The sequence below is a fragment of the Streptomyces sp. NPDC005435 genome (assembly GCF_040703155.1).
Taxonomy (GTDB): domain Bacteria; phylum Actinomycetota; class Actinomycetes; order Streptomycetales; family Streptomycetaceae; genus Streptomyces.
This window is the reverse complement of the sequence record NZ_JBEXEQ010000020.1, coordinates 1-26,721: the sequence shown is the minus strand read 5'-3', so window position 1 is coordinate 26,721 and position 26,721 is coordinate 1. Positions and strand designations below refer to the sequence as shown.

General features: G+C 72.8%; 29 protein-coding genes and 1 tRNA gene. 15 read left to right on the top strand and 15 right to left on the bottom strand.

Annotation, left to right across the window (positions count from 1 at the left end):
• Positions 1-167 precede the first annotated feature (167 nt).
• On the top strand, positions 168-1,100 hold the full coding sequence (locus AB0898_RS24300; protein WP_366805060.1) for an NADP-dependent oxidoreductase: 933 nt from the start codon (positions 168-170) through the stop codon (positions 1,098-1,100).
• A gap of 15 nt (positions 1,101-1,115) precedes the next feature.
• Here AB0898_RS24300 and AB0898_RS24295 read toward each other — a convergent pair whose 3' ends face one another.
• Genes AB0898_RS24295 through AB0898_RS24280 form a run of 4 tightly spaced genes read right to left on the bottom strand, consistent with a single transcriptional unit; the run spans position 1,116 to position 3,333 of the window.
• Entirely contained in the window at positions 1,116-1,466 is a 351-nt protein-coding gene (locus tag AB0898_RS24295; protein ID WP_407078395.1) for a DUF202 domain-containing protein, read from the bottom strand.
• Positions 1,454-1,846 carry a DUF202 domain-containing protein gene (locus AB0898_RS24290; protein WP_366805058.1) on the bottom strand — a complete coding sequence of 131 codons (393 nt, stop codon included), beginning with the start codon at positions 1,844-1,846 and terminating at the stop codon, positions 1,454-1,456. The genes AB0898_RS24295 and AB0898_RS24290 overlap by 13 nt, the downstream gene beginning before the upstream one ends.
• A 21-nt stretch (positions 1,847-1,867) precedes the next feature.
• Positions 1,868-2,383 carry an NUDIX domain-containing protein gene (locus AB0898_RS24285; RefSeq protein ID WP_366805057.1) on the bottom strand — a complete coding sequence of 172 codons (516 nt, stop codon included), beginning with the start codon at positions 2,381-2,383 and terminating at the stop codon, positions 1,868-1,870.
• 38 nt (positions 2,384-2,421) lie between these two features.
• Positions 2,422-3,333 (bottom strand): DMT family transporter, encoded by a 912-nt coding sequence (locus tag AB0898_RS24280; protein ID WP_366805056.1) that lies wholly within the window; start codon positions 3,331-3,333, stop codon positions 2,422-2,424.
• Between the two features lie 387 nt (positions 3,334-3,720).
• Between AB0898_RS24280 and AB0898_RS24275 the strand changes: the two genes are divergently transcribed.
• The 3 genes from AB0898_RS24275 (at position 3,721) to AB0898_RS24265 (ending at position 6,332) form a co-directional block, all read left to right on the top strand.
• A complete protein-coding gene (locus AB0898_RS24275) occupies positions 3,721-4,782 on the top strand; it encodes a hypothetical protein (RefSeq protein ID WP_366805055.1) in 1,062 nt (353 codons plus the stop codon).
• A gap of 262 nt (positions 4,783-5,044) precedes the next feature.
• Positions 5,045-5,722 (top strand): molybdopterin-dependent oxidoreductase, encoded by a 678-nt coding sequence (locus AB0898_RS24270; RefSeq protein WP_366805158.1) that lies wholly within the window; start codon positions 5,045-5,047, stop codon positions 5,720-5,722.
• Entirely contained in the window at positions 5,706-6,332 is a 627-nt protein-coding gene (locus tag AB0898_RS24265; protein ID WP_366805054.1) for a cytochrome b/b6 domain-containing protein, read from the top strand. The genes AB0898_RS24270 and AB0898_RS24265 overlap by 17 nt, the downstream gene beginning before the upstream one ends.
• 10 nt (positions 6,333-6,342) lie before the next feature.
• On the opposite strand, the gene AB0898_RS24260 is transcribed toward AB0898_RS24265, so the two are convergent.
• The 3 genes from AB0898_RS24260 to AB0898_RS24250 form a co-directional block, all read right to left on the bottom strand.
• Positions 6,343-7,107, bottom strand: coding sequence for an SDR family oxidoreductase (locus tag AB0898_RS24260; RefSeq protein WP_366805053.1), 765 nt, complete (start codon positions 7,105-7,107; stop codon positions 6,343-6,345).
• Positions 7,108-7,120: 13 nt separating this feature from the next.
• Positions 7,121-8,518, bottom strand: coding sequence for a gluconate:H+ symporter (locus tag AB0898_RS24255; RefSeq protein WP_366805052.1), 1,398 nt, complete (start codon positions 8,516-8,518; stop codon positions 7,121-7,123).
• Positions 8,519-8,588: 70 nt separating this feature from the next.
• Entirely contained in the window at positions 8,589-9,107 is a 519-nt protein-coding gene (locus AB0898_RS24250; protein WP_366805051.1) for a gluconokinase, read from the bottom strand.
• 142 nt (positions 9,108-9,249) lie between these two features.
• Between AB0898_RS24250 and AB0898_RS24245 the strand changes: the two genes are divergently transcribed.
• Positions 9,250-9,951: a FadR/GntR family transcriptional regulator gene (locus AB0898_RS24245; RefSeq protein ID WP_366805050.1), complete on the top strand. Its 702-nt coding sequence runs from the start codon at positions 9,250-9,252 to the stop codon at positions 9,949-9,951.
• Positions 9,952-9,986: 35 nt separating this feature from the next.
• Here the strand turns inward: AB0898_RS24245 and AB0898_RS24240 are convergent, their stop codons facing one another.
• From AB0898_RS24240 to AB0898_RS24225, 4 genes are all read right to left on the bottom strand, one after another.
• The gene (locus AB0898_RS24240; RefSeq protein WP_366805049.1) at positions 9,987-10,394 is read right to left on the bottom strand and encodes a YchJ family metal-binding protein; all 408 of its coding nucleotides are present in this window, start codon (positions 10,392-10,394) and stop codon (positions 9,987-9,989) included.
• A 309-nt stretch (positions 10,395-10,703) separates the two neighbouring features.
• Positions 10,704-11,489 carry a GNAT family N-acetyltransferase gene (locus AB0898_RS24235; protein WP_366805048.1) on the bottom strand — a complete coding sequence of 262 codons (786 nt, stop codon included), beginning with the start codon at positions 11,487-11,489 and terminating at the stop codon, positions 10,704-10,706.
• Positions 11,474-12,169, bottom strand: a complete 696-nt coding sequence (locus AB0898_RS24230; RefSeq protein ID WP_366805047.1) for a hypothetical protein — start codon at positions 12,167-12,169, stop codon at positions 11,474-11,476. The genes AB0898_RS24235 and AB0898_RS24230 overlap by 16 nt, the downstream gene beginning before the upstream one ends.
• Positions 12,170-12,255: 86 nt before the next feature.
• Positions 12,256-12,343, bottom strand: a tRNA-Leu gene (locus AB0898_RS24225).
• A 244-nt stretch (positions 12,344-12,587) separates the two neighbouring features.
• Between AB0898_RS24225 and AB0898_RS24220 the strand changes: the two genes are divergently transcribed.
• The 3 genes from AB0898_RS24220 to AB0898_RS24210 all read left to right on the top strand — a co-directional run bounded on the left by AB0898_RS24220 (position 12,588) and on the right by AB0898_RS24210 (position 15,459).
• A complete protein-coding gene (locus tag AB0898_RS24220; protein WP_366805046.1) occupies positions 12,588-13,913 on the top strand; it encodes a M20/M25/M40 family metallo-hydrolase in 1,326 nt (441 codons plus the stop codon).
• A gap of 147 nt (positions 13,914-14,060) precedes the next feature.
• The gene (gene chpH / locus AB0898_RS24215) at positions 14,061-14,294 is read left to right on the top strand and encodes a chaplin ChpH (RefSeq protein WP_366805045.1); all 234 of its coding nucleotides are present in this window, start codon (positions 14,061-14,063) and stop codon (positions 14,292-14,294) included.
• Between the two features lie 121 nt (positions 14,295-14,415).
• Complete coding sequence (locus tag AB0898_RS24210) at positions 14,416-15,459, top strand: chaplin (RefSeq protein ID WP_366805157.1); 1,044 nt, start codon at positions 14,416-14,418, stop codon at positions 15,457-15,459.
• 139 nt (positions 15,460-15,598) lie between these two features.
• Here AB0898_RS24210 and AB0898_RS24205 read toward each other — a convergent pair whose 3' ends face one another.
• Positions 15,599-15,787: a DUF5703 family protein gene (locus AB0898_RS24205; protein ID WP_018549191.1), complete on the bottom strand. Its 189-nt coding sequence runs from the start codon at positions 15,785-15,787 to the stop codon at positions 15,599-15,601.
• Between the two features lie 47 nt (positions 15,788-15,834).
• On the opposite strand from AB0898_RS24205, the gene AB0898_RS24200 reads away from it, so the two are divergent.
• Entirely contained in the window at positions 15,835-16,533 is a 699-nt protein-coding gene (locus AB0898_RS24200; RefSeq protein WP_366805044.1) for a hypothetical protein, read from the top strand.
• 60 nt (positions 16,534-16,593) lie between these two features.
• On the opposite strand, the gene AB0898_RS24195 is transcribed toward AB0898_RS24200, so the two are convergent.
• Positions 16,594-18,786: a helix-hairpin-helix domain-containing protein gene (locus tag AB0898_RS24195; RefSeq protein ID WP_366805043.1), complete on the bottom strand. Its 2,193-nt coding sequence runs from the start codon at positions 18,784-18,786 to the stop codon at positions 16,594-16,596.
• Positions 18,783-19,766: an aldo/keto reductase gene (locus AB0898_RS24190; protein ID WP_366805042.1), complete on the bottom strand. Its 984-nt coding sequence runs from the start codon at positions 19,764-19,766 to the stop codon at positions 18,783-18,785. Before AB0898_RS24190 ends, AB0898_RS24195 begins: the two co-directional genes overlap by 4 nt.
• 183 nt (positions 19,767-19,949) lie before the next feature.
• Here AB0898_RS24190 and AB0898_RS24185 point away from each other — a divergent pair, with 183 nt between their 5' ends.
• Complete coding sequence (locus tag AB0898_RS24185; RefSeq protein WP_366805041.1) at positions 19,950-21,005, top strand: LLM class F420-dependent oxidoreductase; 1,056 nt, start codon at positions 19,950-19,952, stop codon at positions 21,003-21,005.
• Positions 21,006-21,215: 210 nt separating this feature from the next.
• Complete coding sequence (locus AB0898_RS24180; RefSeq protein WP_366805040.1) at positions 21,216-22,004, top strand: ferritin-like domain-containing protein; 789 nt, start codon at positions 21,216-21,218, stop codon at positions 22,002-22,004.
• A gap of 13 nt (positions 22,005-22,017) precedes the next feature.
• Here the strand turns inward: AB0898_RS24180 and corA are convergent, their stop codons facing one another.
• Entirely contained in the window at positions 22,018-23,016 is a 999-nt protein-coding gene (corA, locus tag AB0898_RS24175; protein WP_366805039.1) for a magnesium/cobalt transporter CorA, read from the bottom strand.
• A 98-nt stretch (positions 23,017-23,114) separates the two neighbouring features.
• Between corA and AB0898_RS24170 the strand changes: the two genes are divergently transcribed.
• The 4 genes from AB0898_RS24170 to mshC all read left to right on the top strand — a co-directional run bounded on the left by AB0898_RS24170 (position 23,115) and on the right by mshC (position 26,586).
• Entirely contained in the window at positions 23,115-23,801 is a 687-nt protein-coding gene (locus tag AB0898_RS24170; RefSeq protein WP_366805038.1) for a histidine phosphatase family protein, read from the top strand.
• A 58-nt stretch (positions 23,802-23,859) separates the two neighbouring features.
• The gene (locus AB0898_RS24165) at positions 23,860-24,450 is read left to right on the top strand and encodes a DUF3090 domain-containing protein (protein ID WP_199585940.1); all 591 of its coding nucleotides are present in this window, start codon (positions 23,860-23,862) and stop codon (positions 24,448-24,450) included.
• Complete coding sequence (locus AB0898_RS24160; protein WP_366805037.1) at positions 24,414-25,247, top strand: SCO1664 family protein; 834 nt, start codon at positions 24,414-24,416, stop codon at positions 25,245-25,247. Before AB0898_RS24165 ends, AB0898_RS24160 begins: the two co-directional genes overlap by 37 nt.
• Before the next feature lie 109 nt (positions 25,248-25,356).
• Positions 25,357-26,586, top strand: coding sequence for a cysteine--1-D-myo-inosityl 2-amino-2-deoxy-alpha-D-glucopyranoside ligase (mshC, locus tag AB0898_RS24155; RefSeq protein WP_366805036.1), 1,230 nt, complete (start codon positions 25,357-25,359; stop codon positions 26,584-26,586).
• Positions 26,587-26,721 lie beyond the last annotated feature (135 nt).

The window sequence follows — 26,721 nt, the reverse complement described above, 5'->3', positions numbered from 1 at the left end:
CTTGGGGAGGCGGGATCGGGGGAAGCCGGAAGATTCCGAGGGATTCCGAGGGAAACCGGGGGATTCCCGGGGATTCCGGGGGATGACGACCGACAGGCTACGCGCGAAAGGTGCGTATCCCGGCATATGGGTTGCGTGGCGTCCGGGTACCCAGGAAGGTCTAGGACATGAAGGCGATCAGCTACCGCCGCTACGGCGGACCCGAGGTGCTGGAGTACGGCGACCGGCCCGAGCCCAAGCTCGGCCCCGACCAGGTACTGGTCCGCGTGCGCGCGGCGGCCGTCAACCCGGTGGACTGGAAGTGCCGGGAGGGCTACCTCGACCCGATCCTGGAGACCGTGTTCCCGGTGATCACCGGCTGGGACATGAGCGGGGTCGTGGTCCGGCCCGGCGCCTCCGCCCCGGAGTACGCGGAGGGCGACGAGGTGATCGGCTACGTCCGCGAGGACTTCCTCTCCCTCGGCACCTTCGCCGAGTACGTCGCCGCACCGGTGCGCACCCTGGCCCCCAAGCCCGGCGCCCTGTCCTTCGAGGAGGCCGCGGGGCTGCCGCTGGCCGGGCTGACCGCCTATCAGTGCGTGGTCACCGTCCTCGGCGTCAAGCGCGGTGAGACCCTCCTCGTGCACGCCGCCGCCGGCGGGGTCGGCTCGCTGGCCGTCCAGCTCGGCGTCCACCTCGGCGCCCGCGTCATCGGCACCGCGAGCGAGCACAACCACGCCTACGTACGCTCCCTCGGCGGCGAACCCGTCTCCTACGGCGAGGGCCTGGCCGAACGTGTCCGGGGCATCGCCCCCGAGGGCGTCGACGCGGTCTTCGACACCATCGGCGGCGACACCCTCAAGATCTCCGCCAACCTCCTCGCCCCCGGCGGCCGCCTCGTCTCCATCGCCGACCCCGAGGTGGTCGAGTACGGCGGCCGCTACTGGTTCGTCCGCCCCGACGCCGAGGACCTCACCAAGCTCTCCCAGCTGGCCGACCAGGGGGTGGTCTCCGTCCACGTGGAGAAGGTGTTCCCCCTGGAGGAGACGGCCGAGGCCCAGAAGCTCAGCGCGGGACACCATGCGCGGGGCAAGATCGTGGTGAGGGTGTCGGGGGAGTAGCCCAAAAGCACCGCCTCACACCAGCAGCGCCGCCGCACACACCGCCAGCGCCGCCGCGCACACCGCAGCCGCCGTCGCGTGACGTGGGGTCAGCGCGGCGGGATGGTCGCCCTTCGCCAGTGCGCCGATGCGGTGGTGGGCGATCCGCAGGAACCCGAGCCACAGCCCGCAGCTCACCGCGCACAGCAGGGCGGCGGCCACCGGGCCGCCCGCGCGCAGCGCCGCCCGTACCGCGAGCACCGCCACCACCGTGCACGCCAGCGTCGTACGCCGCCAGGCCAGCCGGGTCCGCTGCGGCTGAAGTCCCCGGTCCCGCCCGGACGCCGCGCCGCCCCCCGAACCCTGGCCGGCACTCACCCCGCCCACCCCACCAGCACCACCACGACCATCGCGAGGGCCACCACCGCGACCACCAGGCTCAGCACCACCGGGAAGCGCGAGACCGGCAGATCCTCCCCGCGCCGCATCGCCCGCTCGCAGCGCACCCAGTGGTTCACCGCGCGCAGCGCGCACAGCACCCCCGCCGCGAGCAGGGCGAGCGCGAGTCCCGCCCGCCACGCCCAGCGCAGGTGCGGCAGGAACTGGTCCACCGCGAAGCCGCCGCCGATCAGCGCGAGCGCGGTCCGCAGCCAGGCGAGGAACGTGCGCTCGTTGGCGAGCGAGAACCGGTAGTCGGGGGTGCTGCCCTCGTCCCGTACCCGCTCGGGGGCGAACCAGAGGCGGACGTTCCGCGCGAATTCGATCACGCCAGGGACCCTACCGGCGCGTCACCGGGCCGCCCGGAACGCCCTCAGCCGCTCGTACGCCGCGAGCCCGTCCGGCACCCACTCCCAGTCGCCGAGCCGCCGCTCCACCTCGTCCTCGGGCAGGAAGTCGTGCCACTGCACCTCCTCCACCTGCGGCTCCACCGGCAAGTCGCAGCGCACCTCGTACACCGCCGACCACCAGCTCTTGCCGGACCCGTCGTCGTAGAGGAACTTGAACAGGAACTCCGGCCGGTCGAGGCCCGACACCCCGAGCTCCTCCTCGGCCTCCCGCAGCGCCGCCTCGTCGTAGGACTCGCCCGCGCCCACCACCCCGCCGACGAACATGTCGTACAGCGCGGGGAAGACCAGCTTGCTCGCGGTGCGGCGGTGGACGAAGAGCCGCCCGGCCGCGTCCCGGGCCTGGACGAAGACACAGCGGTGACGCAGGCCCCGGGCGTACGCCTCACCGCGCGGGACCTGGTCGACGACCCGGTCCCGCTCGTCCACGATGTCGAGGATCTCGTCGGCAGGATTCATACGGCCATCCAAGCAGCCCACCGCCCGGACGGAGGGGCTCAGTTGCGCTGGAGGTCCCGCACCCGCCGCTCCTGAGCCGTCCCGCACGGCATCGCCGGATGCAGCCCGAGCAGCACGATCCCCGCCACGATCGCCGCGAGCCCGGCCGCCTCCCAGGCCAGCGCCCCGGTGTCGGTACGCAGCCGGTCGCCCAGGAAGCCCACCCCGCACAGGATGCCCGCGAGCGGCTGCGCCGCCGTCAGCGCCGGCAGCGACATCCGCAGCGGCGCCGTCTCGAACGCGCTCTGCACCAGCATCAGCCCGGTCACCCCGAGCACCAGCACACCGTACGGCTGCCAGCCGGTGAACAGCTCCGCAGGACCGCCCTCGGCCCACCGGGTCGCGCTCACCCGGGTCAGCGCGTCCTGCACGCCGTACAGCAGCCCCGCCGCCGCGGCCAGCAGCACCGCGCCCCAGCCGGTCCGCGACCGCTTGGCGTACGCGGCGAGCCCGAGGGCGACGCCCAGCATCGCGCCCATGATCAGCCAGTGCCGCAGCGGATCGGTGACGGCGGTGCCCGCGTGCGGCCGGCCCGCCAGGATGAACGCGCTCACCCCGCCCGCCAGCAGCACGAGCCCGGTCCAGCCCTGACGGCCCAGCGGCTGCCCGGTCTGACGGCGGGACAGCGCGAGCGCGAACAGCAGATTGGTGGCGAGCAGCGGCTCCACCTCGGAGATCTCACCCTGCCCGAGCGCGACCGCGCCGAGCGCCATCCCGGCCACCATCAGCGCCGTACCGCCCAGCCAGCGCGGCACCCGCATCAGGTCGAGCAGCAGCCGGAAGGACAGGAAGTCGCTGAGCGGGGCCCGTTGCGCCACGTTCTGCTGGAGCACGAATCCGAACCCCACACAGCAGGCGGCGCCCATGGCGAGAAGGACAACCAGAAGGGACACGCTGCGTACCTCGATCATCGGCCGGGCCACGATTGCGTGTGGCCGACTGTAGCGCCCCCGGACGGCGCCGCCGCGGAGAGCGCCGGATGGGGGCGGGTTGGCACGGTCCCGCCGTACGGCCGGGCGGGGCATCGGACCAGGGGTCGCGGGGCCGGTCCGGGCAGCGGCGAGCGGAACCGTCGGCTCATGTTCCGCCGCCCCGCCCCCGGGCGCCATGGCGTACGCCACAATCGGGCCCCCGAACCCCCGCGCCGGGCCCGTCACCAGGCACCGTGAGCCCCAAGTGCCCCTGGAGAAAAGCTCGTTGAACCCAGTAACACTCGGATTCCGCTTGACGCAATCCCTGGCGGGGAGTTTGCTGTGCGTGATCGGCCGATGGCAGCCCGAGAAACAGGAAGTCCAGCGGTGCCCCCACTCCCGTCCCTGCTCGGCACATGCCGGGCCCCCGCTCAACCGTCCGGCGACACCGCTCCCGACGACCCCCGCGGCTCCGACGACCCCCGCGGTGACGACCCCCGCGGTTTCGACGCCGCCCTCGGCGACGCGGAACTGCTCGCCGCCCGCGCCGCCCTGGCCGGCGGCCGCTGGCAGCCCGTCCGCGCCCTGCTGGCCCACACCGGCGACGACTGGGACCGCCGGGGCCACCGCATCACCGTGCTCGCCCAGGAGCCGTGCACCGAGGCCCGCGCCCGCGAGTGGCTCCTCGCCGAACCCGGCTCCGCCGACGCCACCGCCCTGCTCGCCCTCACCCAGGTCCACCGCGCCCTCACCGGCCGCGAGGAACCCGACCGCGCCCGCGCCGCCTGCCAGGCGGCCGCCACGCTCGCCCCCGCCGACCCCACCCCCTGGCTCGGCCTGCTCCTGCTCGCCCGCGCGCTGGGTCCCGAGACCGAGCTGTGGCGCGCCTTCGCGGAACTGCGCCGCCGCCACCCCGAGCACCACCACGGCCACCATCTGATCGTCGCCGCCCTGGCCGAACGGCCCGCCGCGCGCCCCGAGTCCCACGAGGCGTACGACCTCGCCGAACGCGCCGCCGCCCAGGCTCCGGCCGACTCCCCGCTCGCCGTCCTGCCGGTCGTCGCCCACACCGAGCGCCACCGCCATCTCGCCGCCGCCGGACTCGCCCCCGCCGACCCGGCCGCCGCGGGCCACTGGGACGGGCGCCGGGCCCGCCGCGCCCTGCGCGCCGCCTTCGACTGGTGGCTGGAGTGGGAACACGACGACCACCCCCGCCGCCACCTCGACCTCAACCACCTGGCGTTCGCCATGTCCGCCGCAGGACGCCCGGCCGAGGCCGCCGCCCTCTTCCACCGCATCGGCCCGCACGCCACCCGCGAACCCTGGTGCCACCTGGGCGGCGACCCCCGTACGGCCTTCCGCCGGGCCCGCGCGCGGGCGCTCGGATTACCGAACTCTGACATCCGCCCGGATCCACTGGCCCCACCCGCCCCGACGGTGTTCGAATGACGGCGTGAAGCCCGAAGAACCTCCGGAGGACCGCGCGGACCTCCCCGAATCCGAAGCCGGCGCCGGCTCCGCAGCCGTAGCCGGTGGCGGTGCCGAATCCGACGCCGCTTCCTCCGCCGAAGCGGATGCCGGTGCCGCAGCCGATGCCGCTTCCGCAGCTGAAGGGGATGCCGGTGCCGACGCCGCTTCCTCCGCCGCAGCCGATGCCGCTTCCGCCGCGGAAGCGGTTGCCGCTTCCGCCGCCGAACCCCGCGGCAAACCGATCGGCCGCCGCGTCTTCCTCGGCACCGTCGCCCTCGGCGCGCTCGGTGTGGCCGCCGCCCCCGCGCTCCAGCGGGGCTTCGAGGCGCTCTCCGGCCAGGACCCCACCGGACTGAGCGGCCTGCTGCCCAACGGCGGCGGCTTCCGCTACTACTCCGTCACCGCGTCCGTCCCCCGCAAGGGCCCCGCCGACTACCGGCTCACCGTCGGCGGCCTGGTCGACCGCCCGCACACGTACACCCTGGACGACCTGCGCGCCCTGCCGCAGACCCGGCTGGTGAAGGACGTCCAGTGCGTCACCGGCTGGCGGGTCCCGGGCACCCCGTTCCAGGGCGTACGCCTGGCGGACCTGCTGGACGCGGCGGGCGTCCAGTCCTCCGCGCGGGCCATCCGCTTCACCTGCTTCGACGGCGCCTACACCGAGAGCCTCACCCTGGCCCAGGCCCGCCGCGCCGACGTCCTGGTGGCCCTGCGGATGCAGGACAAGGACATCGGCCACGACCACGGCGGCCCCGTCCGCCTCTACGTCGCCCCGATGTACTTCTACAAGTCCGCCAAGTGGCTCTCCGGCATCACGGTCACCGACCGCGTCCGCCCCGGCTACTGGGAGAACCGCGGCTACGACGTCGACGCCTGGGTCGGCCGCTCGAACGGACGGACCGATGACCCCACCAACTGACACCGCGGCCCCGCCCGGAACACGCGCCGCCCGCGTCCCCCGCTTCACCCCCGCCGAACGCTGGACCCACCGCATGACGGCCCTGCTGATGGGCGTCTGCGTCGCGACCGCCGCCTGCCTCTACATCCCGCAACTGGCCGTCCTGGTCGGCCGCCGCGACCTGATCGTCCGCATCCACGAATGCGCGGGCCTGGCCCTGCCGGTCCCCGTCCTCCTCGGCCTGGCGTCCCGCGCGCTGCGCGCGGACCTCGGCCGCCTGAACCGCTTCGGCCCCCACGACCGAGCCTGGCTCCAAGCCGTACTGCGCCGTACCCCCCACCGCCCCGCCGCCAAGTTCAACGCCGGCCAGAAGCTCTACTCCGCCTGGATCGCCGGCGCCACCCTCGTCATGCTCGGCACCGGCCTGATGATGTGGTTCACCCACCTCACCCCCCTGATGTGGCGCACCTCGGCGACCTTCGTCCACGACTGGCTCGCCCTGACGATCGGCATCGTCCTGGCCGGCCACATAGGAATGGCCCTGGCAGACCCGGAAGCCCGCCAAGGCCTGCGCACCGGCACGGTGAGCCGCACCTGGGCAGAACGGGAACACCCGCTGTGGCGCCCATAGCGGCCCCTGCTCACAACACGCTCGTCATCCCGCCGTCCACATACAGAATCTGCCCGTTCACGAAGTCCGCCGCAGGCGAAGCCAGGAACAGCAGCCCGCCCACCAGGTCCTCCGTACGACCCCACCGCCCCGCCGGAGTCCGCCCGCGGACCCACGCGCTGAAGTCGGGGTCCTCGACCAGCGGCCGGGTCAGGTCGGTCTCGATGTAGCCGGGGCCGAGGCCGTTGACCTGGATGCCGTACGGGGCCCAGTCGGCGCACATGCCCTTGGTGAGCATCTTCAGGGCGCCCTTGGCGGCCGCGTACGGCGCGATGCCCGGGCGGACGACCTCGCTCTGGAGCGAGCAGATGTTGACGATCTTGCCGTGACCGCGTTCGGTCATGCGGCGGGCGGCCTCGCGGCCTACCAGGAAGGCGCTCGTGAGGTTGGTGTCCAGCACGTGCCGCCAGTCGGAGTCGGTGAACTCCGTGAGCGGCGCGCGCAGTTGGACACCCGCGTTGTTGACCACGATGTCGAGCGGGCCCACCCGCTCCTCGACGTCGGCGATGCCCGCGGCCACGGAGGGGCCGTCGGTCACGTCGAACACCGCCGTGTGCACGCGGTCGCCGGGCAGTTCCGAGGCCGCCCGCGCGAGGCGGTCCGCGTCGCGGCCGTTGAGGACCACGGTGCAGCCGGCCTCCGCCAGCCCCCGGGCCAGCGCGAGGCCGATGCCCCGGCTGGACCCGGTGACCAGTGCCGTACGGCCGCCGATGTCGAAGAGAGGGTGAGCCGTCATCGTCGTACCGTCCCTAGATCACCAAGGAGAGGAGCAGCACCAGGGCGCCCGCGACCACCGAGATGATCGTCTCCATCACCGACCAGGTCTTGACCGTCTGGCCGACGCTCAGGCCGAAGTACTCCTTCACCAGCCAGAAACCGGCGTCGTTGACATGGCTGAAGAAGAGCGAACCGGCGCCGATGGCCAGGACCAGCAGGGCGGTGTGCGTGGTGGACATGTCGGCCGCGAGCGGCGCGACCAGGCCGGCCGCCGAGACCGTGGCCACCGTGGCGGAGCCGGTCGCGAGACGGATCGCCACCGCGATCAGCCAGGCGAGCAGCAGCGCCGGGATCGACCAGTCCTTGGAGATGTCCAGGATCATCTGGCCCACACCGCAGTCGATCAGCGTCTGCTTGAAGCCACCGCCCGCGCCGACGATCAGCAGGATGCCGGCGATCGGCATCAGGCCCTTCTCGACGGTCTCCTGCATCCGGCCCTTGGTGAAGCCCGCGGCCCGGCCGAGCGTGAAGAAGCCGACGATCACCGCGGCGAGCAGCGCGACCAGCGGGGAGCCGACGACGTCGAAGACGCGCTGGGTCATGTTCGCCGGGTCGTCGATGACGATGTCCACCAGCGCCTTGGCCAGCATCAGCACGACCGGCAGCAGCATCGTGACGAGGGTCGCGCCGAAGCCCGGACGCTTCTCGAGGCTCTCGGAGGCGCGCTCCGGGATCATCCGCTCGGGCGCCTGGACGTCCACCCAGCGGGCGGCGACCTTCGAGAACAGCGGACCGGCGATGATCACCGACGGGATGGCGACGACGAGGCCGAGCGCCAGCGTGACACCCAGGTTGGCCTTCACCGCGTCGATCGCGACCAGCGGGCCGGGGTGCGGCGGGATCAGACCGTGCATCACGGACAGACCGGCCAGCGCCGGGATGCCGATGCGCATCAGGGAGTAGTTGCCGCGCTTGGCGACCATGAGCACGACGGGGATCAGCAGGACGATGCCGACCTCGAAGAAGAGCGGCAGACCGATCACGGACGCGATGAGCACCATGGCCCACGGCATCGCACGGCCGCCCGCCTTGGCGAGGATCGTGTCGACGATCTGGTCGGCGCCGCCGGAGTCGGCGAGCAGCTTGCCGAGGATCGCGCCCAGCGCGATCAGCACGCCGACACCGGCGACCGTGCCGCCCAGGCCGGTCGTGAAGCTCACGATCGCCTTGTCGAGCGGCGCACCGGCCACCGCGCCGAGCACCAGCGAACCGATGGTCAGCGCCAGGAAGGCGTGGAGCTTGAACTTGGTGATGAGAAAAACGATGACGGCGATGCCCGCCAGGACGGCTATGCCCAGCTGGGCGTGGCCGGCCGTGGTGATCGGCTGGACGCCGTCCGCTGCCAGCATCTCGACGCTGAGTCTGGTCACGGGGTTCCCTTGCAGATACGGGGGACGTGGGTGAAGGTGCTACGGGGTGCTACGAGGGCACGGGTGGGCCCTACTGGGATGCGACGGAACGCGCTTCCAGTGCCTGGACGGCACGCTCGGTGATCTCTTCGGGGCCGCCGCCGACATCCACGGCGACTCCGGCCTCGTCCGCCTCAAGGGGCTGGAGCGTGGCGAACTGGGAGTCCAGCAGCGCGGTCGGCATGAAGTGCCCCTGCCGCTGCGACATCCGGCCCTCGATCAGCTCGCGGCTGCCGGTGAGGTGGACGAAGACGATCCCGGGGGCCTCGGCACGGAGCCGGTCGCGGTACGACCGCTTCAGCGCCGAGCTGCTCACCACCCCGCCGAGTCCCGCCCGGCCGTGCGCCCAGGTGCCGATGGCGTCGAGCCACGGCCACCGGTCGGCGTCCTCGAGCGGAATCCCGGCCGACATCTTGTCGATGTTGGCCTGCGGGTGGAAGTCGTCGCCTTCGGCGTACGGGACGCCCAGCCGGGCGGCGAGCAACGGACCGATCGTGGTCTTGCCCGTCCCGGCGACGCCCATCACGACGACGACCTGGGGGGTGCGCATGACTGCCTCGCTGTCTTCTTCGACATCCGACGCCGAACTCCGGCGTCGCCACACTGAAACCTATTAGGTACGACAAATTCAAGAGTCTGTGACATATAAGTCTGACTTTTTGTCTCTGTGATCCAGGCCGTACGCTGAGTGCATGAGCACACCGGGCCGGGGGCTGCACGGCCGCGTACTGGACACCCTCGGCCCCGCGATCACCGCGGGCGAGTATCCGCCGGGCAGCGTGCTGCGCACGGACGAGCTGGCCCAGCACTTCGAGGTCTCCCGCTCCGTGATGCGCGAGGCGGTACGCGTCCTGGAGTCCATGCACCTCGTCGAGTCCCGCCGCCGGGTGGGCGTGACGGTGCGCCCGAAGGCCGAGTGGAACGTCTACGACCCGCAGGTCATCCGCTGGCGCCTGGCCGGCGCCGACCGCCCGCACCAGCTGCGCTCGCTCACCGTGCTGCGCTCCGCGATCGAACCCGTCGCCGCGGGCCTCACCGCCCGCCTCGCCACCGCCGAACAGTGCGCCGAACTCACCGAGTGCGCGCTCGGCATGGTCTCCAACTCACGCGGCCACCGGCTGGACCGGTACCTGATCCACGACATCGCCTTCCACCGCATCATCCTCACGGCCTCCGGCAACGAGATGTTCGCCCGCCTCGGCGACGTCGTCGCCGAGGTCCTGGCGGGCCGCACCCACCACGAGGTCATGTTCGAAGACCCCGACCCGGCCGCCGTCACCCTCCACGTCCGCGTCGCCGAGGCGGTACGCGCCCGCGACAGCGTCCGCGCGGAGGAACTCACGCGGGAGATCACGGTGGGGGCGCTTCAGGAGCTGGACATCCTGGTGCCGTAAGGGAGTTGAGCGGGTGCTCTTTTTGTGACGCCCCGTCAGTCGAGGAACTCCCCGTCCACGTACACCCATTCCCCGCCGACCCGCTCGAACCCGCTCCGCTCGCACAGTTCCCCGCCCCGATAGGACGCCCGGAACGTCACGGTCCCCCGGTCGTGGAACGCCGACCCGTCGACACGGTCGAGGATCTCCAGCCCGGTCCACCGCATGCCGGGATCGAGGTCGAGCCGGGCGGGACGGGTGCGGGGGTGCCAGGTCTTGAGCAGGTACGCGACATCTCCCACGACGAACGCGGAGTACCGCGACCGCATGAGCGTCTCGGCGGTCGGCGCGGCAGCCGTACCGGCGTGAAACCTCCCGCAGCAGTCCCCGTAACTCTTCGGGAGCCCGCAGGGGCACGGGGTGGTGGGGGTGACGGGGGTGGGGCGGGAGGTGCGACGGGACATGGGGCCATTGTGCCGGACCGCTCCCCGGGGCCCGGGTCGGAACGGCGGCTCATCGGCCCAGCCACCTGCCCAGGAGGCGCGGTCGGCCACGACGTTCGCGTTCCGCGTCGAGGTCCCCCGCGCCAGTCGAGCAGTCTCACGAGGGTCGGGCGGTGCGGGGGCGGCTTCGTAGATGGTGTTCTGGTGGGTCATCTCACCGAGCGCGTCATCGGCGGCTGTGGAGGTTGGTCACGGGCGGAGGCCGTTCGTCGAGGGGCGGTTCTGCCGGGTCGAGCCGCGTGCCGAGCAGCCCGCGAAGGCCGGCCGGGCTCAGGGCGACCAGACATACGGCGTCGTAGTCGTGACCGCGTGCAGCCCGAGGCGCCTGAGGATCGGGGCGCTGTCGGACGAGGCGTCGACGTAGAGGTAGGGGACGTCGCGGGCGGCGGCCAGTTGGGCTCGGTGGGCGACCATGGCGCGGTAGATGCCCTGCCCGCGCCACTCCTTGAGAGTCGAGCCGCCCCAGAGGCCGGCGAAGTCGATGCCGTCCTTGAACACCAGCCAGGCGGCGCAGACGACTTCGGTGCCCGCCTCGGCGACGAGGACGACGGTGTTCTCCGGGGCGGTCTCGATCCGGGCGGCCAGGTCGTCGGCCAGCCAGCTCCAGTCCTCGCCCCAGACGGCGCTCTCCATGGCGGCGATGCGCTGGAGGTCGGATCGGGCGGTGACCCGGCGGAGGGTCACGCCGTCGGGCAGGACGGGATCGGCGGCGAGGTCCGCGGACCGCCCGACGAGCACGGTCTCACTGTCCTCGGCGACGAACCCGGCCGCCGCGAGCCGCTCGGTGAGGTCGGCGGGGAGATCATGGCCGCGCGTCTTCCACTCCACCGCCTCACCACGCGCGGCGTAGAAGTCCCGCTGTCGCGCGATGAGTGCGTCGAGTTCCGCCCCGTAGACCCCGAGATCGCGCGGACCCGTGACGAATCCCCGGTGCCGGCCGACGACACGGGTCAGGGGACCGTCGTTCTCGACGCGGGCGTTGCCGCCGGGCGGTGTGACGCCGCGGAGCTGGGCGTCGTACGCGGTCCGGAGTTCGTTGATCAGCCTGTGCTCCACGGGAACACGGTACGAACCGGGTCAAGCGATGAAACGCCGTCGGGTGGCGCGTAGTGGCTCAAGTAGTCACGCAACTCCGGCTCGACCGAACCTGGTTCGCCGTCGTTGACCGGCTCCCACAGCCGGTTCTCGACCCAGAAGCGGTAGGCGAACTCCTCGAAGGAGGGGGCGCACCAGAGGAGGGCGGGCTGTTGGTCGTCCAGCGCCTCCGGTTCGTCCAGGTCGAGAGAGGAGTGGACCACGAACGCCTCGCCCGAGGGGCGGAGGTAGAGGTACCAGATGACGCAGTCCTGTTGGTCCCGCAGAAAGCGGACGAGGAACGCGCCGGACTCGACAGGGCTGGGAAGGGGGCCCGAGAGATGGGTCCAACAGCCGGTGACCGAGACTTCGTCCAGGGAGCGATGGAGGGCCGCGTCCGTGTGGAAGGTGGCGAAGTCCTGGGGGAGCGTCAAACCCCTGGCCGCGAGGTCCGCTGCCAGGCGGTCGAGCATCGCGGCCCGTTCGGGGGCGGCTGCGGTGGTGCCACCGAGCCACTCGAAGGCCCCCGTGAACCGGCTGGAGTCGAGCGGGGGCAGGCTGTCGTACGGGTAGTCCTCGTACGTGTACTCGCAGGGGCGGTAGTCGCCCAGATCGGTGGCGCACCACGCGGCCTCGAAGCCGAGGGCCTGTTCAGCGGACATCGGTCCCCCACGGATCGGTCCAGCCCCGCCTGCCGAGTCAGCGGAGCGGAAAAGCAGAAGACCCCGCACGAAGCGGGGTCTCTCGCTGGTGTCCGAGGGGGGACTTGAACCCCCACGCCCGATAAAGGGCACTAGCACCTCAAGCTAGCGCGTCTGCCATTCCGCCACCCGGACAAGGTGTCTGTCGTGCGGGGTTTCCCTCGCGGCGACAGAGGAAACATTACCAGGCTTTCGGGGGTGTCCGATCACCCCCCGGCCACCCCGGCCGCCGGGGCCGTTCCCGTGAACGCCGTGTTGCCGAGGGGGCCCGGTCTTGGAGGCGGGCGGGGGGCGGGGAGAGGATGAAGGGGGAGCCGGCGGACACCTCGGCGGAACCCCACCAGCACATCCACCAGCAGTGACAGCGGGAGGAAGCAGCGTGAGCGAGACGGACACGGGCAGGGGCGTCACCGGTGAGGACGAGGTCGTGGACCTCTGCCGCGAGCTGATCCGGTTCGACACCAGCAACTACGGCGACCACTCGGGCCCCGGCGAACGCGCCGCCGCCGAGTACGTCGCGGAGAAGCTCGCGGAGGTCGGCCTCGAACCGGAGATCTTCGAGTCGCACCCGGGGCGCGCCTCCACCGTCGCCCGGATCGCGGGCGAGGACCCGTCCCGGCCCGCGCTGCTGATCCACGGCCACCTGGACGTCGTACCGGCCAACGCCGCCGACTGGACCCACGACCCCTTCTCCGGCGAGGTCGCCGACGGGTGCGTGTGGGGGCGCGGGGCCGTCGACATGAAGGACATGGACGCCATGACGCTCGCCGTCGTGCGCGACCGGCTGCGCAGCGGGCGGCGGCCCCCGCGCGACATCGTCGTCGCCTTCCTGGCCGACGAGGAGGCGGGCGGCACGTACGGCGCCCGCTACCTGGTCGACAACCACCCCGGACTGTTCGAGGGCGTCACCGAGGCCATCAGCGAGGTCGGCGGCTTCTCCTTCACCGTGAGCGAGCAGCGGCGGCTCTACCTCATCCAGACCGCCGAGAAGGGCATGCACTGGATGAAGCTCACCGTGGCCGGCACCGCCGGGCACGGCTCGATGATCCACCGGGACAACGCCATCACCGAGCTGTCCGAGGCCGTCGCCCGCGTCGGCCGCCACAAGTTCCCGGTACGGGTCACCAAGACCACCCGCGCCTTCCTGGACGAACTCGGCGACGCGCTCGGCACCGAACTGGACCCCGAGGACATGGAGTCCACCCTCGCCAAGCTCGGCGGCATCGCCAAGCTCATCGGCGCCACCCTCAGCAACACCGCCAACCCCACCCAGCTGAACGCCGGCTACAAGGTCAACGTCATCCCCGGCGAGGCCACCGCCCACATCGACGGCCGCTTCCTGCCCGGCCACGAGGAGGAGTTCCTCTCCGACCTCGACCGGCTGCTCGGCCCGAACGTCCGCCGGACCGACGTGCACGCCGACAAGGCGGTCGAGACCACCTTCGACGGCGCCCTCGTCGAGGCCATGCAGTCCGCGCTGCTCGCCGAGGACCCCGCCGCCAAGGCGATCCCGTACATGCTCTCCGGCGGCACCGACGCCAAGTCCTTCGACGACCTCGGCATCCGCGGCTTCGGCTTCGCGCCGCTCAAGCTCCCCCCGGAGCTGGACTTCGCGGGCATGTTCCACGGCGTGGACGAGCGGGTCCCGGTGGACGGTCTGCAGTTCGGCGTGCGCGTGCTCGACCGGTTCATCGACGCCTCGTGACCCTTGTGAGGCCCGTTAATCAGGCAGGCGTACGAGATCTCCTGAGAAGGGTGAATGCGACCATAAGCTCGTAGCTCCATTACTCCCTCCTCGTTACACGTGATGCGACTCCGCACCTTGGAGCCGCAGTGCCAACTAGGAGGAATGATGATCAAGAAGGTCGTCGCTGCCGCGGCTGCCACCGGTGGTCTGGTGCTCGCCGGCGCGGGTATCGCCGCCGCCGACTCGGGTGCCCAGGGTGCCGCCGTGGGTTCGCCGGGCGTGCTGTCCGGCAATGTCATCCAGGTGCCGGTGCACGTTCCCGTGAACCTCTGCGGCAACACGGTCAACGTGATCGGGCTCCTGAACCCCGCCTTCGGCAACACCTGCGTCAACGCCTGACGCGGGCTCCCCGAGGGGCGTCTTTTACGAGCCGTCGGCCCCGTGGTGCGCGCCATGCGCTACGGGGCCGACCGGCCTTTTCCGTAGTCGAGGGCAGGGAATTTCAGGGGGGAACACCATGATGCGACAGGGCACCCGTAAAGGACTGCTCACCATGGCCGCCGCCACCGGTGTGATCGCCGCCGCGAGCGGCTACGCGCACGCCGACGCGGGCGCGGCCGGCTCCGCCGCCGGATCACCCGGCGTACTGTCCGGCAACAGCGTTCAGGTCCCGGTGCACATCCCGGTGAACGCCTGCGGCAACACCGTGAACGTGGTCGGACTGCTCAACCCGGCCGCGGGCAACGCCTGCGGCAACTCCGGTGGCCACGGCAGCGCCGGGGGCGCGCACGCCGGCGCGCACACCAGCAACTCGCCCGGCGTGGGCTCGGGCAACACCGTGCAGGTACCGGTCGACGTCCCGGTCAACCTGTGCGGCAACAGCGTCAACGTCATCGGCCTCGGCAACGGCGCGGTCGGCAACGACTGCGGCAACGGCGGGGGCGGCCACCAGAACCCGCCGGGGGGCGGCCAGGAAAACCCGCCCGGACATCCGGGCCACCCCGGGCATCCGGGGAACCCCGGCCATCCGGGCCATCCGGGCAACCCCGGTACTCCCGGTCACCCGGGGAACCCTGGTACGCCGGGACACCCGGGCCACCCCGGAAACCCGGACGAGCCGTGCCCTCCGGGACACCACCACCCCGGGCACCCTGGACACCCGGGTCACCCCGGCCACCCGGGCAACCCCGGGACTCCCGGTCACCCTGGCCATCCGGGTCACCCCGGCCACCCCGGGAACCCGGGTCACCCCGGTAACCCGGGCAACCCCGGCACCCCTGGAACCCCGGGCACGCCCGGCAACCCCGGTACGCCCGGCAACCCCGGCACCCCCACCACCCCCGGAACGCCGAGCACCCCCACCACCCCGGCCAAGCCCACCACCCCGAGCCACCACGGCTCCTCCCAGGTGAGCACCGGCGGCGGTGCCGTGCAGTCCCCGGCAGGCGGCGAACAGCTCGCCCACACCGGCGCCGACATGCCGCTGGGCCTCGCCCTCCCCTCGGGAGCGGTCGCCCTGCTCGCGGGAGCGGTGCTGTACCGCAAGGCCCGCCGCGCCGCGTAGCGCAGCCGAAAGCCGCGTGGAAGCCGCGCAGCGAACCCGCAAGGCCCGCCGCGCCGCGCAGCGAACCCCACCACGGCCAGACCGGAAAAACGGAGCGGGCCCCTCCGCAGAGGGGCCCGCTCCGTTCAGTCGTCCTGCTTCACCACGTGGCCCGCACCTGGCGGATGATCCGCCGGCGCAACCGCACCCTGCGGCTGCCGTCACGCAGCAGGCTCAGTCGGTCCAGTTCCCAGTGTCCGTACTCGGCATGGTCTGTCAGCAGACGCGTCGCCTCCTTGCGGGTGACCCCGCGCGGTACGTACACGTCGACAAATTCGTATTCCGGCATCGCATCTATTGTGCGGGCACGCGCCCGGTACGGATAGCGTCTGCACTATGTCTGATGCTGCGCAGCCCACCGCTGCCGAGGTACGCGCCGCCGCCGAGGCCGTCAAGACCGCGCTCGACCGCCACCTGGCGGCTGTCGAACGCCGGTCGGGTGAGGACGACCCGGCCGTCTACGAGGCGTTCAACCAGCTGGCAGCGGCCGCCGAGGCGTACGACGAACTGCTCTACGACCGCTACGACGAGGTCACCCCCTTCGAGATCCCCGGCGGGGACGACTCCCTGCCGCCGTACGCGGGCCCCGAGGAACCCCACGCGATCAGCGTGCTGATCCGCCGTGACTACGCGGTGTCCGAGCCCCAGCGGCTCCTGGCGCAGGCCGAGCGCGTGGAGGCGGCGGAGTACGAGAGCGCCGGACTGGACGACGAGGCGGCGGCCACGGTGCCCGGCGCGCTGACCATCCTGTTCGGGGAGTTCGAGCCCGACGAGATCGCCACCCGGCACAAGGAGTTCGGGCTGACGGAGGGCGACTCCACACTCTGGGTGACCGCGGCGGAGGAGGCCCCCGAGCCGGGCGAATGGCTGGAGGCACCCTTCGAGCAGCTCGACCCGCAGCACGTGGTCTGCCGTTTCGACGTGAGCGCGGTCTTCGACCAGGACGAGGACACCGAGTCCGACGACGAGGAGGACGACGACATCGTCGAACTCGACGGCGACGACGACCTGGAGCCGCTGGACGCCGAGCGCTGAGCCCCGAGGGGCGGTACGGGAACCAGCGGACCAGGTCCGTACCGCCCGTCGGCGGCCCGCTCAGCCCGCCACCGGCACCTGCGCGCTGAGCAGTGTCCGCAGCCGCGTCGTACGCGGCTTCGCCGGGACCTCCGCCACCGCCCGGGGCAGCGCCTGCTCCACCCCGTGCACCACGGACAGATGACGCTCGGCGCGCCCGAACGCCGTGTACACCCACGGCCGGCTGAGCGCCTGCGCGGCATCGCCCGGCAGCACCACCACGGCGGCGGGCCAGCGGGCGCCCACCGCCTGGTGCGCGGTCACCGCCCAGCCGTGCCGCACCCGGCTCTCCACCAGCTCCTTCGCCACGACCACCGCTCCGCCCGCGCACTCCAGGTGCAGCCCCTCGGCGTCGGCCCGGACGACCCGGCCCGGCACCGTACGGCCCGGGGCGGGGGAGTGGACGACCACGTCGCCGGGGTCGAAGCCGCCGAAGCGGCCGGGGCCGGGGTTCAGCCGTTCCTTGAGCGCGGCGTTCAGCGCGCGCGTACCGGCCGCGCCGCCGTGGCCCGGGGTGATCACCACCGTCTGCTCGGGGCGCACGCCGAACGCCCGGGGGACCGAGTCCGCGACCAGCTGCACGGTGCGGTGCACGGCCTCGCCCGCGTCCCGCACCGGGACGATGACGATCTCCTTGCCCGGCGCCTCCACCTGGCCCAGTTCACCCACGCCGATCCCGGACACCAGCTCGCCGAGCGGGCCCGGGTCGGGGACGCGGGAGGCGAGCTGCGGGCAGGCGCGGGCGGCGAGGAGGTCGGCGAAGACCCGGCCGGGCCCGGCCGACCACAGCAGCGCCGGGTCACCGCTCAGCAACAGCCGCGCGCCGTCGGGCAGCGACTCGGCGAGCATCGCGGCGCTCTCCACGTCGAGCTGGGGCGCGTCCAGCACGATCAGCAGATCGAGGTCGAGGGCGCCCTCCTGGTCGCGGCCGGGGCCCTCGGTGCCGGAGAGGACACCGGCGACCGTGCCGACGCACGAGGCGTCGTCGGACAGCAGCGCGGCGAAGCGCCGGGCGCCGTCGGGCGTGTGGCAGACGGCGAAGGCGCGCAGCCCCGCCGCGCGGGCGGCGTCCAGCAGCGCGGCCGGTTCGGCGCGGGCCGCCTCGCCGCCGGTGTGCAGGACGAGACCGTGTCCGGCGACCGCGCGGACCAGCTCGGACGCGCCGGAGGCCACCGCCTTCTCCCAGTCCGCCGAGGTCTCCTCCGAGGGGGCGTTGATCAGCCGGCCCAGCGCGTCGGCCAGGCTCTCCTCCGCGAGCGCGTACCGCTCCAGGCCCGCCAGCACACGGACCGGCCGCTCCTCCTCCTCGGACTCCTCGCCCTCCGCCGGGGCGGCCGGGCGGGCCGGGGTGCCGGGCTCCTCCAGGGCGTCCTGGAAGGCCAGCGCGTCGCCCTCCGCGAGCGCGGCCTGCACCGCCGCCTCCGCGTCCGGGACACCGCGCTGGGCCAGCGCCGCCGTGAGCGCCGGGAGTTCCAGGGCGGTGTGCCCGGCGAGCGCGGCCTGCTCAAGCAGCCACACGGTGAGCGCGCGGCCGCGCCGCTCGTCGTCGGGACCGCACTCGGCGCCGAGAAGGGCGCGCGCGAAGCCGTCGGCCTGCTCGGGGCGTACGCCGGTGATCCGCAGCAGCTGCCAGGGGTCCTCGCGGAGCGCGGCTTCGGCGCCCTCGCCGAGCACCGAGGTCGCCTGGGCGGCCAGGGCCGGCGGGGCGCCGCCCTCGGTGAGGACGCGGCGCACGGCGTCCACCGCCTCGGCGGGCGGCGCGACGGGCGCGGTGGGTACGGGGGCGGGCCGGGGTGGGGCCACCGGCTCGGGGGCGGGGCGGCGCGGGGCCGGGGCGGGCTCGGTGAACGCGGGGCGCACCGGCTTCTCGCCGCTCTCCACCGCGCGGACCGCCGCGAGCAGGTCGGCAGCGGTCCCGCTCAGCTTGGCGCCGCTCGCGACGGGCCCCTGCTTCTCGGCCTTGCGCCGCTCGATCCGCTCCCGCTCCAGCCGCTGCGCGGCCAGCTCGGCCTCGGCCTCGGACAGCTTGGGCGCGTCGTCACCCTCAGGGGTGGTTCCGCTGTCGTCGGAGGCGACGTCGTCACCCGCGGGAGTGGCTTCGGCCTCGGCAGGTACGGCACCGGAACCGGCACCCCCGTCCGCCTCCGGGACGGACGGACTCTCCGGGACGCCCTCCACCCCGGTCTCCTCCGTGGTCTCCGGCTCCGTGCTCACAGCGTGCTCCAGTCGTGATCGGGATAGCGGTGCACGGGCGCCGACACGTCGTCGAGAGCCCGGCAGATCTCGTCAGGAAGATTAAGCGCCTCCACTGACAACGCCGCCGCGAGCTGCCGCGCGGTGCGCGCGCCGACGACCGGGGCGGCCACACCGGGCCGGTCCCGGACCCAGGCCAGGGCGACCTGGAGCGGGGTGACCGCGAGCCCGTCGGCGGCCGTCGTCACCGCGTCCACGATGCGGCTCGCGGTGTCGTCCAGATACGGCTCCACGAACGGCGCCATGTGGTCGGAGGCGCCGCGCGAGTCCGGGGGAGTGCCGCCCCGGTACTTGCCCGTCAGCACACCCCGGCCGAGCGGCGAGGAGGGCAGCAGACCGATCCCGAGATCCAGCGCGGCGGGCAGCACCTCGCGCTCGACACCGCGCTGGAGCAGCGAGTACTCCAGCTGCGTACCGGCGAGCCGGGTGCGCGTGCCCGGGGCCGCGAGCTGCCAGGTGGCGGCCTTGGCGAGCTGCCAGCCGCAGAAGTTGGACACGCCCGCGTACCGCGCGCGGCCGCTGCTCACGGCCAGGTCCAGCGCCTGGAGCGTCTCCTCCAGCGGGGTGTCGGGGTCGTAGGAGTGGATGTGCCACAGGTCGACGTACTCGGTGCCCAGGCGGGTCAGGGAGGCGTCCAGGGCGGCGAGCAGATGGCCGCGCGAGCCGTCCACCCGGCGGTCGGGGTCCGGCACACTGCCGGCCTTGGTGGAGATCACCAGGTCCTCGCGGGGCACGAGACCGTCGGTGAGCCGGCCGAGCAGATACTCGGCGGCGCCGTCGCCGTACACGTCCGCCGTGTCGACCAGGGTGCCGCCCGCTTCCCAGAACGTCTTCAGCATGTCCGCGGCGTCGTGCTCCTCGGTGTCCCGGCCCCAGGTCAGGGTGCCGAGTCCGATCCGGGACACGCGCAGGCCGGTACGGCCGAGATGCCTCTGCTCCATGTGCGCGAGATTACTGGCCAGAGGTGGTGCCGTGGGTTGCCTGTGGACAACGCGATCCGGCCGCCTGTGGACAACGCGATCCGGCCGCGCCCCCGCCGGAACACCCGAGGCGGGGTGGGCCGCGCGGGAAAGGGTCGCTAAGGTCGGCCGCAGATACGTTACTTGCGAGTAAGGGGATCGGTCATGCAGCTCGGGATCAACCTCGGCTACTGGGGCGCCGGGATGGACGGGGACAACCTCGCCGTGGCGCAGGAGGCCGACCGGCTCGGCTACAGCGTCTGCTGGGCCGCCGAGGCGTACGGCTCCGACGCCGCCACGGTGCTCAGCTGGGTCGCCGCCCAGACGGAGCGGATCGACGTGGGCTCGGCGATCTTCCAGATTCCGGCCCGCCAGCCTGCGATGACCGCGATGACCGCGGCGACGCTGGACTCCCTCTCCGGCGGCCGTTTCCGCCTCGGCCTCGGCGTCTCCGGACCGCAGGTCTCCGAGGGCTGGTACGGCGTCAAGTTCGACAAGCCGCTCGCCCGCACCCGCGAGTACGTCGAGATCGTCCGCAAGGCGATGACCCGCGACCGCCTGTCGTACGAGGGCGAGCACTGGACGCTGCCGCTGCCCGGCGGCCCCGGCAAGCCGCTGAAGCTGACCGTGCACCCCGAGCGCGAGCACATCCCGCTCTACATCGCCGCGATCGGCCCGAAGAACCTGGAGCAGACGGGCGAGATCGCCGACGGCGCCCTGCTGATCTTCCCGGCCGCCGAGCACCTGGAGGAGACCGCCATCTCCTCGCTGCGCGCGGGCCGCGAGAAGGCGGGCAAGACCATGGAGGGCTTCGACGTCTGTCCGACCGTGCCCGTCGCGGTCGGCGCCGACGTGGACGTGACCCGCCTCGCGGACACCTTCCGCCCCTACACCGCGCTCTACGTGGGCGGCATGGGCAGCCGACAGCAGAACTTCTACAACCGGCTCGCCCAGCGCATGGGGTACGAGAAGGAGGCCGCCGAGATCCAGGACAAGTACCTCTCCGGCGACAAGCAGGGCGCCGCGGCCGCCATCCCGCACGACCTCATCGACAAGACCACCCTGCTCGGCTCGGTCGACCGGATCGCCGACCGGATGAAGGCCTACGCGGCCGCCGGGGTCACCACCCTGACCCTCGCCCCGGCCGGCTTCACCCTGGAGGAGCGGATCGCCTCCCTGCGCGGCGGCGCCGAGGCCCTGGAGCGCGCCGGACTCGCGTAACACGGCACGACGAGAAGTTTTCGCGGCCGTGGTGGGGGCTCGGGGGTCTTCCCCGCCACGGCCGGCACCGGGAACAACGCGCCGGTCCCCGGCCCGGTTACGGCTCCCGGCACTCCCTCTTTCGGCCCAGCGCGCACACACCGCGGTTGCGGGTCCTCTTTATCCGCATTTGACTTTTTCACTGCGGAGACCTGCAGAGAGGTGCCCACGATGCTTTCGGCCAAGAGCCTGTTCCAGGAGATCCTCGACAACGACGCGTCCTTCCGGCTCTTCTGCTCCATCGCCGCAAGCGGGGAGGCCCAGGGCGGCTGGGAGAACGGCCGCATCGCCGCCCTCGTACCGCAGGGCGAACGCGCCCTCGCCCCCAAGATCGCCCGCCATGGCGCCGACGAGGACAAACACGGGCGGATCTTCCACGCCCTGCTGCGCAAACGCGGCCTCGAACCCGTGCCGGTCCCGCCCGACACCGACTACACGATGCTCCTGGAACGGCACGGCATCGGCCTCGCCCACGACAAGCTCAGGGCCGACCGCCCGCTCACCGTGGACGACATCGTCACCTACCTCGCCCACAGCCGCGTCACCGAACAGCGGGCCTCCGAACAGATGCGGCTGCTGCTCGGACTCTTCGGCGACCACCCGGACATCGGCCGCGCCGTCCGCATGATCTCCCACGACGAGGACAACCACCTCGCCTACTGCCACGAGGAACTGCTGCGCCTGGCCTACGCCGGACACGGCCGCGCCATCCAGCGCGTCCTGCGCGAGTGCGCGCTCGCCGAGATCCGGATCTACCGGGACGTCAGCCTCGCCGTCATGGCCCACATGGGCCGCGTCCTGCGCTGGTCCCCGATCAGGAACGCGCTGCTCGCCGCCGGCATCCACGCCCTCTACGCCTGGGAGCGGGCCCTCGGCTGGCGCCGGATGGTCACCCTGGAGATGCCGGAGCGGCGCGACGCGCTCGGCGGCCCCGCCCCGAAGGCCGCCGAGTTCGCCTGAGCATCCCCGGGCCCTACAGCCAGCCCCGCCGCCGGAAGGTGCGGTACAGCAGGACCTCCAGCACCACCATCACGGCCACCACCGCCGGATAGCCCCACATCCAGTGCAGCTCCGGCATGTTCTCGAAGTTCATGCCGTAGATGCCCGCGATCAGCGTCGGCACCGCCGCCATCGCCGCCCAGGACGAGATCTTCCGCATGTCGTCGTTCTGCCGCACGCTCATCTGCGCCAGATGCGCCGAGAGGATGTCGGAGACCAGCCGGTCCAGGCCCTCCACGGACTCGTTCACCCGGGTCAGATGGTCGTTGACGTCCCGGAAGAACGGCCGCGCCCCCTCGTCCACGAACGGCACCGGCGCACTGGTCGTCCCCGTGCCGGAGAGCCGGGTGAGCGGCACCGCCAGCGGCACCGTCGCCCGCCGGAACTCCAGGACCTGCCGCTTGAACATGTAGATCCGCGACGCGGTGTTCCGCGACCCCGCGTCCGAGGGCGAGAAGACCTCCGCCTCCAGCTCGTCCAGGTCCGTGCCCAGCTCGGTCGCGACCTCCAGATAGGCGTCCACCGTCGCGTCCGCGATCGCGTAGAGCACCCCGGTCGGGCCGTGCCGCAGCTTCGCCGGGTCCGACTCCACCCGGCGCCGCACCTCCTCCAGCGGCGCCGCCTTGCCGTGCCGCACCGTCACCACGAACGAGTCGCCGATGAACACCATGACCTCGCCGGTGGTGACCGTGTCGCGCTGCGGCTCGTAGAACACCGGCTTGATCACGAGGAACAGCGAGTCGTCGTAGACCTCCATCTTGGGCCGCTGGTGGGCCTTCAGGGCGTCCTCCACCGCCAGCGGATGCAGCCCGAACACCTTGCGGACGAGGTCGAACTCCTCCGCCGTGGAGTCGTGCAGCGCGATCCAGACGAACGCGTCGTCCTGCGCCCGCGCCTCCTTCAGCGCTTCGGCCGGGTCCTTGAACGTCTTGGCGCGGCGTCCGTCGCGGTAGATGGCACAGTCGAAGATCACGGGGAGCATTTTCCCGCCCGCGGGCGGCTTACGCACGCGGGGCGGCCGAATCGGCCTCCCCGGCCGCCCCGCGCGCACGCCGGTCTACGCTGGGGCCCATGCCGACCCTGATCCTCGTCCGGCACGGACGCTCCACGGCCAACACCGCGGGACTGCTCGCCGGCTGGACCCCCGGCGTCGCCCTCGACGAGCGCGGCACCGAGCAGGCCGCGGCCCTGCCCGCACGGCTCGCCGCGCTGCCCCTGAGCGAGGTGGTCGTCAGCCCGCTCCAGCGCTGCCAGGAGACCATGCGGCCGCTCCTGGACGCCCGCCCGGACCTGCCCGTCCACACCGACGAGCGGATCGGCGAGTGCCACTACGGCGACTGGTCTGGGCGCAAACTCGCCGAGCTGAAGGACGAACCCCTCATGGAGGTCGTCCAGGCCCACCCCTCCGCCGCCGCCTTCCCGGGCGGCGAGTCCATGCGGGCCATGCAGCACCGCGCCGCCGAGGCCGTACGCGACTGGAACGCGCGCGTGGAGCGCGAGCACGGCGCCGACGCCGTCTACCTCATGTGCTCCCACGGCGACATCATCAAGGCCTTGGTGGCCGACGCGCTCGGCCTCCACCTCGACCTGTTCCAGCGGGTCGCCGTCGAACCCTGCTCCGTCACCGCGATCCGCTACACCCGCCTGCGGCCCTACCTGGTGCGCCTCGGCGACACCGGCGACCTTTCGTCGCTGGCCCCGCGCGAAACACCCCCGGAGGGCGACGCACCGGTCGGGGGCGGTGCGGGCGCACCGTGATCGCCGCCCGCAGTAGGGTGAGGCCACCCGAACCCACTCGATCCCATGGAGACAGGACGTGTCCCGTCAGGTGTTCCTCTACGACCCGCCGGACCGCTTCGTGGCCGGCACGGTCGGACTGCCCGGACGCCGTACGTTCTTCCTCCAGGCCATCGCGGGCCCCCGGGTGACCAGCGTCGCCCTGGAGAAGACGCAGGTCGCCGCCCTGGCCGAACGGATGGACGAACTGCTCGACGAGGTCGTGCGGCGCAGTGGCGGCAACGCGGCCGTGCCCGCCGTCGCCCCCACCGAGATCGCCGACACCGGCCCGCTGGACACCCCCATCGAGGAGGAGTTCCGCGTCGGCACCATGGCGCTCGCCTGGGACGGCGAGGAACAGCGCATGATCGTCGAGGCGCAGGCCCTCGTCGAACTGGACGCCGAGACCGAGGAGGACCTCGCCCAGGCCGAGGAACGCCTCCTCCAGGACGAGGAGAACGGGCCCCCGATGCTGCGGGTCCGGCTCACCGGCGCGCAGGCCAGGGCCTTCGCCAAGCGCGCCCTCGACGTCGTCAACGCCGGGCGGCCGCCGTGCCCGCTGTGCAGCCTCCCGCTCGACCCGGAAGGACACGTATGTCCGCGCCAGAACGGATACCGCCGGGGAGCGTGACCGCCACCGACGCGGACCTCGCGGAACTGATCGCGCGGGGCGAGCTGAGCGTACGCGGCCGCATTCGCGACGCCTCCAACGCGGCCCTGTTCTGCACGGTCGCCCTGGACGGCCGCGAAGCGTCCTGCGTGTACAAGCCCGTCGCCGGGGAGCGCCCGCTGTGGGACTTCCCCGACGGCACCCTGGCGGGCCGCGAGGTCGCCGCCTACGAGGTCTCCGAGGCCACCGGCTGGGGTCTCGTCCCGCCGACCGTGCTGCGCGAGGGCCCCTACGGCGAGGGCATGTGCCAGCTGTGGATCGACGTCGGCTCCGAGGCCGAACTCCTCGCCCTGGTCGACGGCGACGAGCCGGGCCCCGGCTGGAAGGCGGTCGGCTTCGCCGAGGTCGGCGAGGGCCGCACCGCGCTGCTCGTGCACGCCGACGACGTACGGCTGCGCCGCCTCGCCGTCCTGGACGCCGTGATCAACAACGCCGACCGCAAGGGCGGCCACCTGCTGCCCACCGCGTCCGGCGCGCTCTACGGCATCGATCACGGCGTCACCTTCAACACCGAGAACAAGCTGCGCACCTTGCTGTGGGGCTGGGCGGGCGAGCCGCTGGCCGAGGAGGCCGTCACCGTCCTCGACCGGCTCCAGGCGGAGCTGGCCGAGGGCGCGGCCCTGGCCGCCCGCCTCGCGCCCCTGCTCACCCCCGCCGAGATCGAGGCCACCCGCGCCCGCGTCGCCGCCCTGCGCGCCTCGGGCCGCCACCCCGAACCGGCGGGCGACTGGCCCGCGATCCCCTGGCCCCCGGTCTGACGAACAGGGCCTCCCTGCACGGAATCCGCCCCCGCGCAAGAGCGCCTGTCAGGCCATCCGGCCCGATCCGGTTCGTATGCGCCGCTCGTGGGCGGTTAGTCTCATGTACATGCATGCCTGGCCCGCTTCCGAGGTCCCCGCCCTGCCCGGTCAGGGCCGCGACCTGAGGATTCACGACACCGCGACCGGCGGTCCGGTCACCCTGGACCCCGGTCCTGTCGCCCGGATCTACGTCTGCGGCATCACGCCGTACGACGCGACCCACATGGGTCACGCGGCGACCTACAACGCGTTCGACCTCGTCCAGCGCGTGTGGCTCGACACCAAGCGGCAGGTCCACTACGTCCAGAACGTCACCGACGTCGACGACCCGCTGCTTGAGCGGGCCGACCGGGACGGCGTCGACTGGGTCGCCCTCGCCGAGAAGGAGACCGCCCTCTTCCGCGAGGACATGACCGCCCTCAGGATGCTGCCCCCGCAGCACTACATAGGCGCCGTCGAGGCCATACCCGGCATCGTCCCCCTCGTGGAGCGCCTGCGTGACCTCGGCGCCGCCTACGAGCTGGACGGCGACATCTACTTCTCCGTCGAGTCCGACCCGCACTTCGGCGGTGTCTCCCACCTCGACGCGGCCGCCATGCGGCTGCTGTCCGCCGAGCGCGGCGGCGACCCCGACCGGCAGGGCAAGAAGAACCCGCTCGACCCGATGCTGTGGATGGCCGCCCGTGAGGGCGAGCCCAGCTGGGACGGCGGCTCGCTCGGCCGGGGCCGCCCCGGCTGGCACATCGAGTGCGTCGCCATCGCGCTCGACCACCTCGGCATGGGCTTCGACGTCCAGGGCGGCGGCTCCGACCTCGCCTTCCCGCACCACGAGATGGGCGCCTCGCACGCCCAGGTGCTCACCGGCGAGTTCCCCATGGCCAAGGCGTACGTCCACGCGGGAATGGTCGGCCTGGACGGCGAGAAGATGTCGAAGTCGAAGGGCAATCTCGTCTTCGTCTCCCAGCTGCGCCGCGACGGCGTGGACCCGGCCGCGATCCGGCTCGCCCTGCACTCCCACCATTACCGTTCCGACTGGGAGTGGACCGACCAGGTGCTCCAGGACGCGGTGGACCGGCTCGGCCGCTGGCGCGCCGCCGTCTCCCGGCCCGACGGCCCCTCCGCCGACGCGCTGGTGGACGAGGTCCGCGCGGCCCTGGCGAACGACCTCGACGCGCCCGCCGCCCTGGAGGCCGTGGACCGCTGGGCGGCCCGTCAGGAGGCCGAGGGCGGCACCGACATCGGCGCCCCCGGCCTGGTCAGCCGTACGGTCGACGCGCTGCTCGGCGTCGCGCTCTGACCCGGCACGGCATCTGACACGACAGTGGGGGGGGGCCCCGCCGGGGGGGGGCCCCCCGGCCAGAACCCCGACAGCCACACAGCGCCGCCCAACCGCCCCGAGAGGGAGAGGGGGGGGGGGGGGTAAGGAGTTGAT